Below are 11,319 nucleotides of genomic sequence, written 5' to 3'. Positions count from 1 at the left end.
CCCGGGGCGATGTCCTGGGAAATGGCGTGGATGCCGTTGGCCAATACGGCCAAAGTGGCTTCGGCGTCGGAAGGAAAGGCGGCGACATTGCCGCCGCCGATGGTGCGGTAGAGCAGTTCGTAGCCAAAGATGTCGCCGTCAACCCGATAGATGGGATGGCGGGCCACGGCGTAATTGGAGTCCGGGTTGGCTGGCATGGGCTGCTTGTGCATGGTGGCTGGCGGTCTTGTCTCTGTGGCCTGCCCCGCCGGGGCACGGTGTGGGCGCGGTCCTGCCGCGCATGCGGCAACATCACGGGGGTTGTTCGGTGCAGCGTTGCCCTCCCTGCGACGGGTATGCGCTTTGGTGGTGAATTTCAACAGGCAATCGTCAGAGCTTTGCCAGGATCCATCATTTCCCGGCCGGGGACAGGCGCTCGACCAGATCCGGCGGCATGACGGCCACGCCGCCGACAGCTCCGGGGGCCAGCCGGCCAAGCGTGGCTTCCCGGCCAAGGAGGCCGGCCGGGACAGTGGTCAGGGCGGCCAGGATGGCCGGGCCGGGCAGGTTGGGATGGGCGGCCAGGAGCGCCCGGACCTCGTTCCAGAGGTCCAGGTCGTCGTTGGAGGCCAGGGAGTCGGTGCCAAGGGCCAGCCGGATGCCGGCGGCCAGCAGGGCGGGCGCATCGGCCGTGCCCACGCCGATGCGGGCGTTGCTGCGCGGGCACAGGCACACGGTTGTGCCGCTGGCCGCCAGGATGGCCCGGTCGTCCGGGGTCAGGTGGACGGCGTGGACGGCCAGGGTGCCGGGACCAAGCAGCCCCTGGGCCTTGGCCTCGGCCACCGGGGTGCGGCCCGGGGCGCGCCAGCTTTTGGGCAGCAGCCGGCCCCGCAGCAGATCGGCAAATTCCCCGGTGCCGCTGGCCAGCAGTTCCACTTCGCCGGTGTGCTCGGCCAGATGCAGGCAAAACGGGGCGGCCCGGTCGCGGCACACGGCCATGGCCCGGCGAAGGTTGTCCGGGCTGGTGGAATAGAGGGCGTGGCCGCTGGCGGTTGCGGCCACGCCGTCGCCGGCTGCCGCCGCCAGGGCCGGGGGCAGGTCTTGCGGCGCTAGGCGGCCCCAGCCGAGATACTCGTGGCAGACCAGACCGGACAGGCCGGCGGCCCGCAGGGCGGCGGCCACGGCCGGGCCGGCCCGGTTGCCGACGTCGATGACGGCGGTTGTGCCGGTGTCGGCTGCCTGGGCCACGGCCTTGCCCAGGGCTTCGAAGGACAGGGCGGCCAACGGTTGGGCCATGAGCCAGCCCACCCAGGCGCAAAAGCCGAGTCCGGCCGGCGAGGCGCCGGCCAGATGGGACAATTCCAGATGGCTGTGGGCGTTTAGCAGGCCCGGGACCAGGACGGCCTCGCCCAGATCGTCCACCGGCCCGGTGAACCCGTGCAGCACCGCGCGCCTTGGGCCCACGGCCAGGATGCGCCGGCCGGACAGGAGCACGGCCGCGTCGGCCAGGGGGGCTTCTCCCGGGACCAGGGTCAGGGCGGTTCGGGCCGTTATGGCCCGTGGGGCGGCAGCGACGGGCCGGGGCAGGCCGGAAGCGGGCGGGGGGGAGTTGGCATGGCAGGCAGCCGGCGGATCTGCGGCCCGGGGCGGCGCATCCCGCTGAGGAGATGCGCCGCCCCGGGCCGCAGCACAGGTGTCGCGCTTGGCTTAGCGCTGGAACACGACCAGGGACGATTTGACAAAGGCGCGCAGCTTGTCGATGCGCTCATTAAAGGCCGCCAGTTCCCGGGCCGGGATGGCGGATTTGTCGGCCAGGACCGCTTCCCCGGCGGGATAGGGCGTGTCCTTTATTTTCTGCAGGGTGTCCATGATGTTGTCGAGCCGGTCAAAGACGTAGTTTTTCTCGTCCTTGGTGAAGCAGTAGGTGGTCTTATTATAAATGTAATAGAGGTCGCACAGGTTGAGCGCCAGGCCCAGGCTTTTTTCCAGGCGGGCCTTGAGGTCCTGCAAAAAGACGTATTCGTCGGTGAAGGGGCGTTTTTCGGTCAGCCCTTCCTGGTCTTCATGCTCTTTGATGTGGATGGCCTGGACCACCGCTTCATTGAAATAGTTCATGAAGTAGTTGATGCTTTGGCGCATGTTGGGCGTTTCCGCCGCGGACGGGACGGCCAGGGCGAGGCACAGGAAGCAAGCCAGGGCCGCAAGGAATGGCTTCATGATCGTTCACCAGGCAGGTTTATGGGTTGCGGGACGAAACGTCCCCTTTGTCAACTCTGGCACGAGAGCGCGGCCCAAGTCAAACAGGTTGCGCGGCCAGATAAAAATCCTCCCGTCCGACAAAGCGCACGGACTGCCGGGGCAGGCCCAGGCCGGCATAGGCGTCGGCCAACTCCCTGGCATGGCCGAAAAATTCTCCGGCGAACCGGCGCGGGGCGGCCAGGCCGGCCGGGCGGTGCCCAAGGGCCGCCACTTGCGCCGCAACCAGCGCCAAAAGCGCCCTGGCCCGCACCCGCGACCCCAGGGCCGGATGGCGCGGGCCGGCCAGGATGGCCGGCTCCAGCCCCGGCTGCGGGGCCAGCCCCACGCGGGCCACCCGGATGCCGGCCCGCCACAGCGGCAGCATGGCCCGGGCCAGGGCGTCCAGGGTGGTTTCCAGGTCCCAGGGCCGGTAGGTCCCGGCCCGGAACAGGGCGGCCAGGGGCGTGCCTTCGATGACCTGGCAGGGATAGAGGCGCACGATCTGCGGGGCAAGCGAGCAGGTCTCGGCAATGTCCCGGTCCAGCCCTTGGGGCGTATGGCCGGGCAGGCCGGGCAGGAGCTGCAGGCCAAGCTCCAGGCCGGCGGCCGGGATGTCCCGGGCGGCCCGGCGGATGGCGGCGGCGTCATGGCCCCGGCCGCTGGCGGCCAGCACGGCGTCGTCAAAGGTCTGGGCGCCGATTTCCACCATGCCCAGGCCCTGTTCGGCCAGATTGCACAAAACCGTCGGATCGCAGGCATCGGGCCGGGTGGAGCAGCGCACCCGGGTGATGAGCCCAGCCTGGCTCCAGCGCCGGGCCGTGGCCAGAAAACGCTCGGGCCAGGGCTCGGGCAGGGCCGTGAACACGCCGCCGTAAAAGGCCAGTTCGTAGGGGCCGCGACCGTCCCGGGCGGCCGCGTCGAGGTCGTTTTCCAGGGCGGCCAGCGTGGCCCCAAGCGGTGCCGGGGCCGTGGCGGTCTGCAGCGGCTGGGCGCAAAAGACGCAGCGGCCCGGACAGCCCTGGTAGGTGAGAAACACCGGCCAGACCCTGGCGGGGCGTCCGTCCGGCTCGGGGTGGCGAAAAAACCGGCCCTGGGAGGGGGCTTTTCCAGTGACATTTTGGCAAAGAAACGGCCAAGTCGGTGCAAGGGCCATTATTTTCTCCTAAGCCTCTTGAAAAAATGCCTTTCCTCTACTATAAGTGGAGGCAATGCATTTGCCCGGCCCATGACGCCTCGGGTCGGATTTTCGCATCTGCGTCAACGTGTCGCCCCAAAGAGAGTCTTTGCCATGGAATCTGCGGACTGCCTTTTTTGCAAGATTGTCAAGGGTGAGATCCCCTGCGCCAAGGTCTACGAAGACGGGCAGGTCCTGGCTTTTCTCGATATCGCCCCGGTGGCGCCGGGCCATGTCCTGATCATTCCCAAGGCCCACCACGCCGATCTGTTCGACCTGCCGGACAGCCTGGGGACGGCCCTTCTGGCTGCGCAAAAGCGCGTGGGCCGAGCGGTCATGGCGGCGCTGGGGGCGAGCGGCCTTAATATGCAGCAAAACAATGCCGCCAGTGCCGGCCAGATGGTCTTTCACGCCCACTACCATCTCATCCCGCGCCGCGAAGGCGACGGGCTGCGGCTATGGCCGGGCACGCCCTACGCCGATGCCGCCGGCATGGCCGCCGTGGCCGAAGCGGTGCGGGAAGCGCTTGCTTCCTTGGAATAAGTACCGCATCATTCTATGTATTATGATTGTCATCTGTGAAACGTCAGCCAGTTCCGACGTTTTGCCCGTGTCCCTAACGTAACGCGCCGGAGAATGCCATGAACGGGAAAACCCTCACCAAGGCCGACATTGTCGACTACATCTACGAAAAGACCGAGCGCAACCGGGCTGAGGTCAAGGTGCTTGTCGACCATTTGCTGGAACTCATGAAGGATTCCATCAAACGGGACAACTCGCTGTTGGTCAGCGGATTTGGCAAGTTCGAGTCCTATGACAAGAAGGCCCGCAAGGGGCGCAACCCCCAGACCAACGAATCCATCATGCTGCCGCCGCGCAAGGTGGTGGTGTTTCGGCTTTCGCGCAAGTTTCGCGCCGAGCTCAATCCCGACGAAGTGCTGTAGCCTCGGCTGCAGCCGGTCCGACGAAACGGCCCAGGCCGGTTTCCCCCAGGTGCAGGGCCCGGCCTGAGACTGGGTGTGGCTCGCCGGCCCGGATCCGGGACGGGCGGCGCTGACGGGCCGGTCCGCCTTGTTCCTGGCCGCAGCCTGACCTTGACCCCAGATCGGCCACGGGTGCCGGGGGGGACGGGCTGCCGCTCGCTTCCAGTTCGTCAACCGGCCCGCCCGCCCGGCTACTGGGCGATGACGAAGGCTCCGGAAAAGCGCGAGCCCAGGCGCAACCGGGCTTCTTCGGCTGCTGCCGTGGTCGGGAAGACCCCGGCATGGACCTGATTGAGCCGCACGCCGTCGATCTCCTTGGTCTGAATGCGCGACCCGGCATACCCGGCCTCGCGCAATCGCGACACCAGCCTGTCGGCATTGGCCATATTGGCAAACGCCCCCACCTGCACATAAAACGGGCCCGGCAATTCGCCTTGCGGCCCAACCCCCGGCACTTCTCCCTCGACTTCCACCCGCACCCGGGCCGTGCCCCTGGCATGGACCCCAAGCTCCCTGGCTCCGGCCTGGGACAGGTCGATGATGCGCCCGGACACGAACGGTCCCCGGTCATTGACCCGAAGCACCAGGGACCGCCCGTTTTCCAGGTTGGTCACCCGCACCATGGTGTGCATGGGCAGCAGCTTGTGGGCGCAGGTCAGTTTGTACTGGTCGTAAATTTCCCCGCACGAGGTGGTATGGCCGTGAAAGCCCGGCCCGTACCACGAGGCCACGCCTTCCTCGCGGTAGCCGACTGCCGTGCGCAGGGGCACATAGGTCACGCCCTTGATGGTGTAGGGCCGAAGAGTGGCCGGTTCGCGGCCGGTCGGGCGGGGAACCGGTTGCCGGCCGGCGCAGCCGGCCAGGAACAGGGCCAACAGCAGGATGGCCAAAAGACGCGGCAGCGTTGTCGAAAGCCTGATTCGTTGCCAGGGGTACGCCATGGGGCCAAGGTAGCCGTTGCCGTGGCGGCTGGCAACCAGGGGCGGCAAACGCCCGGAGTTGGGCCGGGGGGCGGAACGGGGCAAAGCCCGGCAGTCGGGGCGGCCGCCGGGTCGATCAGCCGCGGTCCGGGGTGCAGTCTTCTGGGGAATCGGGGCCCAAATACCGGCCAAGCTGTTTGAGGGCAGCGGCCTCGTCCATGGGCCGGGCGTAGAGAAATCCCTGGCCCAGATCGCAGCCCAGGGCGGCCAGATCGTCGAGCTGGGCCGTGGTCTCGATGCCCTCGGCCACCACGTCGTAGCCCAGGTTGTGGGCCAGACTGACCACCGAGCGCACAATGACCCGGTTGCCCTGCTCCTCCATGCCCGAGACAAAACTGCGGTCCACCTTGAGCGTGTCGATGGGGAAGCGTTGCAGGTAGGCCAGGGACGAATAGCCGGTGCCGAAGTCGTCGATGCCGATGCCGACGCCCAGTTCCCGCAGCCCCCGCAGCTTGAGCATGGCCGATTCGGGATGCTCCATGAGCACGCTTTCCGTGATTTCGAGCTTGAGATCGCCGGCGGCCATGTTTTCCCGGCGAAGGGTCGTGACCACCTGCTTGACCAGATCCGGCTGGGTGAACTGCCGGGCCGACAGGTTGACGGCCATGAAAAAGGGCCGGCTGCCGAGCAGGGCGGCGCGCCAGCGGGCCAGGGCCCGGCAGGCCTCGGCCAGGACCAGCCCGCCAAGGGGTATGATCAGGCCGCTTTGCTCGGCCGCCGGAATGAATTCACCCGGGGAAACAAGCTCCCCGTCCGGCCGCCGCCAGCGCACCAGCGCCTCGACACCGTGGGGCACACCGGTCTTCAGGTCGAAGATCGGCTGGTAATGGAGCACGAATTCGCCGCGTTCCAGGCCCAGGCGCATGTTGGTTTCCAGGTCCATGACCCGCTCGGCCCGTTCGCGCATGGACCAGTCAAACACCCGCACCCGGCCGCAGCCGGCCGTCCGGGCGCTGCCCATGGCAATGGCCGCATTTTGCAGCAGCTCCTCGGGCCGGTCGTAGTCGGCCGGGCCAAGCACCACGCCCAGGCTGGCCGTGACGTAAATCTGGCGGCCCTCCACGGTAAACGGGGTGCGCAGGCGTTCGCGCACGGCCTTGACGATGCGCAGGGCATCGGCCGGAGAGGCGATTTCCTCCAACAGCACCACGAACTCGTCGCCGCCCACCCGGGCCACGGTGTCGAGCTGGCGCACCTCCCGGCGCAGCCTTTCGGCCACCCGGCGCAGCAGGCCGTCCCCGACCAGATGGCCCAGGCTGTCGTTAATGAGCTTGAAGCGGTCGAGATCGAGAAAAAGCAGGGCGTAAATGTAGTTGGAGCGGCGTTTGGCCCGCTCGATGGCCCGGGTGATGCGGTCCAGGCACAAGGCCCGGTTGGGCAGGCCGGTCAGGGCGTCGTGGAAAGTGCGGTAGCGCAGCCGCTCTTCGCCGCGTTTGCGCTCGGTGACGTCTTCCAGGGCCACGGCCACCTGTCCGGGCTGGGGGGAGTAGGCCTGGGCCAGAAAATACATGTTGAGGTCGGACAGGTAGTTCTCGAACCGGGTGGGCCGCCCGGAGTCGGCAATGGCCCCCAGGGTGTCGATCCAGAACGGTTCGATGCCGGGCAGCACCTCGCCCAGGGTGCGGCCGATGATGTCGGCGCAGGGCAGGCCGGTTGCGTGCTCAAAGGCCGGGTTGGCATCGAGGATGCGGAAATCCCGGGTCGCGCCCGGACCCGGCAAGAGCTCCAGGAGCAAAAAGGCGTTTATCATCCCGCTAAACAGTTCGCGGTAGCGCAGTTCACTGCTGCGCAGGGCCTTTTCGGTGTAGTGCTTGTAAAGGGCCACTTCCACGGCCGTTCGCAGCCAGTCCTCATCCACGGGCTTTAACACATAGCCGTAGGGAGCGGTGCGTTTGGCCCGCTGCAAGGTGACCTGATCGGTGTGGGAGGTGAGGTAGATGACCGGAATATCGCATTCGGTCTGGATGACGCAGGCCGCTTCGACCCCGTCCATGGCCCCGCCAAGGAAGATATCCATGAGCACGAGGTCAGGGGCGAGTGTCCCGCACAACTCCACGGCCTCGGCGCCGCAGGCCGTGATTCCGGCCAGGGTGTAGCCCAGCCGGCGCAGGATGCCCTTGAGGTCAAGGGCCACAATCCGCTCGTCCTCAACAATGAGGATGCGGGGCTGCCGGCCGCCCAGGCCGTTTTCCACGGCAGTCTCGCCCTGGCAGGTGAGTCTGGGATGCGGGGCGCTCACGTCGTCTCCCGAAAGCCGTTGGGGTACTCTGGCCATCCCGATCAGTGACGGTTTTCCTGGCTTGTGTAAAGGGTTGCGTACTCTGGGGATGCGGGTTCGTTCTTTTTTTCACGACACGGCCCGGCTGTCTGGCGTCAGTCCGGGCCGTCTGCCAGGGGCAAATCCTGCCGCCGCTGCGGCCGCAGCCGCCTTAACCGCGCAGTTTCAAAGTGATCCCGGCGATATGTTTGCCCTGGAAACGGGCCGCGTCGAGCTCGTTTTCCGTCGGCATCCGCGAGCCGTCGCCGCCGGCAATGGTGGTTGCGCCATAGGGCGAACCGCCGGTCATCTCATCGATGCGCGTCTGGCCGGCGAAGGAGTAAGGCAGGCCCACCACCACCATGCCGTGGTGGAGCAGGGTCTGGATGGAGGACATGAGCGTGGTTTCCTGGCCGCCATGCTGGGTGGCCGTGGAGCAGAACACGCCGCCGGGCTTGCCGACCAGTCCGCCGCGGTTCCAGATCTGCCCGGTGGAATCGAGAAACTGGCGCATCTGGCCGCACATGTTGCCAAACCGGGTGGGGGTGCCGAAAATGACCGCCTCGGCCGACTCCAGTTCTTCCAGGGTGCAGACCGGCACATGGGACTGGACTTTCTGGGCCTGCTCTGCGCCCATTTTGCGGATGACTTCCTCTGGCAGGGTTTCCGGCACGCGGCGAAGCGTCGCCACCATTCCCGGCACCTGGTTGACGCCTTCAGCCACAGCCTGGGCCATGGCCGCGATATGGCCGTAGAGCGAGTAGTAGACGATCAGCACGTTCATAAAGCCTGTGCCCCCGTGAATTTGGTTGATGATTCCCGATTGTCTACGCCCCCTGTCGGCAAAGGGCAAGCCGGCAGCGGCCGGACCTTGCCCGAGGGGCGGATTTGCCCTATTTTCCGGACGGCCCGGCGCGGTCCGATTGCACCGTTTGCCGGGGCAATCGGCCGCAATCAAACGCCGCCGCCGACACGGCCGGTCGCCCATGCAAACAGCCCTTACCTGCCTCAAGGCCGTGGCCGACGCCTACGGACTGCCCTTTGACCCGGCCGCCGCCGCCGACCGGTACGGTTTGGGCGTGGCCGAACCCGATAGCGACACCTTGGTTGCCATGGCGGCCGATGCTGGGCTTTCGGCCCGTCTGGCCGAACTCGATGTTGCGGCCATGGCCGCCCTTGGCCGGTTTCCGCTGCTGGCCCGGCTTGCAAACGGCAACAGCGTGGTGGTGCTCGGCCTTCGCAGCGACGAGACCGGGACCTCGGTGCGGGTGGCCGATCCCCTGTCGCGCACGGCCGGTTCCTTTGAGGTGGACAGCGAGAGCTTTGCCAAAAGCCATGGCGGCACCGTGCTTCTGGCCGAGCCAAGGCTCAGCCGCTCCGGCCTTCGCGCCCTGGCCCTGATCGGCCGCCATCACGGCCTGCCCCTGGCCCACGAGTCGCTGGCCCAGGCCCATGGGTTTCACGACGTCGAACCGACTCCCGAAGCGCTGCTGGCCGTGGCCCAGGCCGAGGGGCTGCGGGCCGAACTGCGTGATCTTTCCCCGGACGACCTGCCCCGGCTTGGCGGCGCGTTTCCGGTCCTGGCCTTTTTGCGCGACGGCTCGGCCCTGGTCCTGGCCGGGTGCCAGCCCAGTGAGGGCGGCCTGCTCGTGGACGTGGTGGACCCGGTCAAACTGCCGCCGAGCCGCGACACCATGCCGCTGGCCAGCCTGACCGGACGCTGGGACGGCCGGGCCATGCTCTTAAAACGCGTCTACCGCGTCACCGACGAGCACCAGCCCTTTGGCCTGGGCTGGTTTGTGCCGGAAATCCTGCGCCACCGCCGGGAATTCACCGACGCCGCCGTGGCGGCGCTCATGCTCTATGTGCTGGCCCTGGCCATGCCCATCTATTTCCAGATCGTCATCGACAAGGTGCTCACCCACAAGGGGCTGGCCACCTTGCAGGTGTTAAGCTTCGGCATGTTGGCCGCCCTGGCCTTCGAGGCCGGGTTTACTTACCTGCGCGGCGTGCTCTTGCTCCACGCCGCCGCCCGCATCGACGTGCGCGTGGCCTCGCGCACCTTTGCCCGCTTAACCTCCCTGCCGCTGCGCTTTTTCGGCCACAGCCGGGTCGGCATCCTCATCCAGCACATGCAGCAGGCCGACAAGATACGGGAATTTTTAAGCGGCAAGCTCTTTTTCACGCTCCTTGACGGCGCGGCCCTGCTCGTTTTCATTCCGGTGCTGTTCTTCTACAGCGTCCAGCTCACCTGGCTGGTCCTGGCGCTCAGTCTGGCCCTGGGCGTGCTTTTAGCCATCATCATTCCCTTTTTCCGCACCCGGCTGGCTGCGCTCTACCGGGCCGAGGGCGAGCGCCAGTCCTATCTGGTCGAGACCATCCGGGGCATGGAGACGGTCAAAGCCCTGTCCCTTGAGCCGGTGCGCCGCCGGGGCTGGGAAGACGCCGCCGCCCGGGCGGTTGCCATGCGCTTTGGCGTGGGCAAGCTCGGCAACGCGGCCACGGCCGGGGTGGGATTCCTGGAAAAGGTCATGATCCTGTGCATTCCCTGGATCGGCGTGTCCCTGGTTTTTGACGGCAGCCTGTCGGTCGGGGCGCTCATCGCCTTCCAGATGCTGGCCGGGCGTGTCACCCAGCCCCTCGTGCAGTTCGTTTCGCTGCTTCAGGAATACCAGGAAAAAGCCCTGGCCGTGAAAATGCTGGCCGCCATCATGAACGAGCCGCCCGAACGGGCCGGGTCCGGCGAGGGCGTGCGCCCGAGGCTCACCGGCGAAGTGGTGCTCGACGGCCTGACCTTCCGCTACGGCGCGGCTTCCGATGGGGCCGCAGCGCTGTCCGGGGTCACGGCCCGCTTTGCCGCCGGCACCATGATCGGCGTGGCCGGGCGCAGCGGTTCGGGCAAATCGACGCTGGCCCGGCTCATCCAGGGCCTGTATCCGCCAACCGACGGCAGCCTGCGCCTGGACGGCCACGACATGCGCGAACTCGACATCGGCCATGTGCGCCGCCAGATCGGCGTGGTGCTCCAGGAGAGCTTCCTTTTTACCGGGACGGTGCGGGATAATATCGCCATGGCCCGGCCCACGGCCAGCCTGGACGAGGTGGTCTGGGCGGCGCGCCTGGCCGGGGCCGAGGAATTCATCCGCCGGCTGCCGCGCGGCTACGATACGCCCCTTGAAGAAAACGGCTCCAACCTGTCCGGCGGCCAGCGCCAGCGTCTGGCCATTGCCCGCGCCCTTTTGACCAACCCGCGCATCCTTATTCTGGACGAGGCGACCAGCGCCCTGGACGCCGAGTCCGAAGCCATCGTCCAGGACAATATGACGCGCATCGGCCAGGGCCGCACCACCATCATCATCAGCCACCGGCTGTCCATGCTGGCCGGGGCCGACGCCATCCTGGTCCTCGACGGCGGCAAGGCCATTGATTTTGCACCACACACCGAACTGCTCAAACGCTGCTCCGTCTACCGCGATCTCTGGAACAGCCAGAACCGGCACCTGACGCCCAAGGCGTCTACGCCTAAGGTTATTTGATGCAGGTGAAGGTGAAGATGAAGATGAAGATGAAGATGCCTCCGGCGGCCGGGGGGATGATCCCCCCGGACCCCTGCAAAGGGAAAGTTTCTATATGAGTTGGTTGCGCACTCTTGTGGCGTAGCCTGAATACAAGTGCGTGTTGTAAAAGCCCCCCTTTAAAAGTTTTTGG

The 11,319-nt window shown here is 66.9% G+C and carries 10 protein-coding genes and 1 pseudogene; 3 read left to right on the top strand and 8 right to left on the bottom strand.

Translation table 11 applies throughout. The features are described from left to right. The 4 genes and pseudogenes from DVDV_RS20255 to DVDV_RS20240 all read right to left on the bottom strand — a co-directional run. A pseudogene (locus DVDV_RS20255) lies at nucleotides 1-197 on the bottom strand (histidine kinase); the annotation flags it as partial. A gap of 193 nt (nucleotides 198-390) precedes the next feature. Then, the gene (locus DVDV_RS20250; RefSeq protein ID WP_254845466.1) at nucleotides 391-1,473 is read right to left on the bottom strand and encodes an amidohydrolase family protein; all 1,083 of its coding nucleotides are present in this window, start codon (nucleotides 1,471-1,473) and stop codon (nucleotides 391-393) included. A gap of 213 nt (nucleotides 1,474-1,686) precedes the next feature. Beyond that, nucleotides 1,687-2,196 (bottom strand): hypothetical protein, encoded by a 510-nt coding sequence (locus DVDV_RS20245; protein WP_075356389.1) that lies wholly within the window; start codon nucleotides 2,194-2,196, stop codon nucleotides 1,687-1,689. A gap of 79 nt (nucleotides 2,197-2,275) precedes the next feature. Continuing rightward, nucleotides 2,276-3,370, bottom strand: a complete 1,095-nt coding sequence (locus DVDV_RS20240; protein WP_075356388.1) for a radical SAM protein — start codon at nucleotides 3,368-3,370, stop codon at nucleotides 2,276-2,278. Nucleotides 3,371-3,505: 135 nt separating this feature from the next. On the opposite strand from DVDV_RS20240, the gene DVDV_RS20235 reads away from it, so the two are divergent. Both DVDV_RS20235 and DVDV_RS20230 read left to right on the top strand, forming a co-directional pair. Next, nucleotides 3,506-3,934, top strand: a complete 429-nt coding sequence (locus tag DVDV_RS20235; RefSeq protein ID WP_075356387.1) for an HIT family protein — start codon at nucleotides 3,506-3,508, stop codon at nucleotides 3,932-3,934. A gap of 98 nt (nucleotides 3,935-4,032) precedes the next feature. Continuing rightward, a complete protein-coding gene (locus tag DVDV_RS20230) occupies nucleotides 4,033-4,335 on the top strand; it encodes an integration host factor subunit alpha (RefSeq protein ID WP_024823920.1) in 303 nt (100 codons plus the stop codon). Between the two features lie 230 nt (nucleotides 4,336-4,565). On the opposite strand, the gene DVDV_RS20225 is transcribed toward DVDV_RS20230, so the two are convergent. The 3 genes from DVDV_RS20225 to wrbA form a co-directional block, all read right to left on the bottom strand. After that, nucleotides 4,566-5,315, bottom strand: a complete 750-nt coding sequence (locus DVDV_RS20225) for a septal ring lytic transglycosylase RlpA family protein (protein WP_075356392.1) — start codon at nucleotides 5,313-5,315, stop codon at nucleotides 4,566-4,568. A gap of 115 nt (nucleotides 5,316-5,430) precedes the next feature. Next, complete coding sequence (locus DVDV_RS20220; protein ID WP_075356386.1) at nucleotides 5,431-7,593, bottom strand: bifunctional diguanylate cyclase/phosphodiesterase; 2,163 nt, start codon at nucleotides 7,591-7,593, stop codon at nucleotides 5,431-5,433. Between the two features lie 190 nt (nucleotides 7,594-7,783). Beyond that, nucleotides 7,784-8,395 (bottom strand): NAD(P)H:quinone oxidoreductase, encoded by a 612-nt coding sequence (gene wrbA / locus DVDV_RS20215; protein ID WP_075356385.1) that lies wholly within the window; start codon nucleotides 8,393-8,395, stop codon nucleotides 7,784-7,786. Nucleotides 8,396-8,597: 202 nt separating this feature from the next. Here wrbA and DVDV_RS20210 point away from each other — a divergent pair, with 202 nt between their 5' ends. Then, entirely contained in the window at nucleotides 8,598-11,147 is a 2,550-nt protein-coding gene (locus tag DVDV_RS20210) for an ABC transporter transmembrane domain-containing protein (protein ID WP_217694151.1), read from the top strand. Here the strand turns inward: DVDV_RS20210 and DVDV_RS23015 are convergent. Further along, on the bottom strand, nucleotides 11,140-11,319 hold a 180-nt coding region (locus tag DVDV_RS23015; RefSeq protein ID WP_217694150.1), incomplete at its 5' end, for a hypothetical protein. The two genes, DVDV_RS20210 and DVDV_RS23015, sit on opposite strands and share 8 nt — an antisense overlap.

The sequence above is a fragment of the Desulfovibrio sp. DV genome (genome assembly GCF_001936595.1).
Taxonomy (GTDB): Bacteria; Desulfobacterota; Desulfovibrionia; order Desulfovibrionales; family Desulfovibrionaceae; genus Solidesulfovibrio.
Note: the sequence above shows the minus strand (reverse complement) of the source record. Positions and strands in the feature narration are given on the sequence as shown.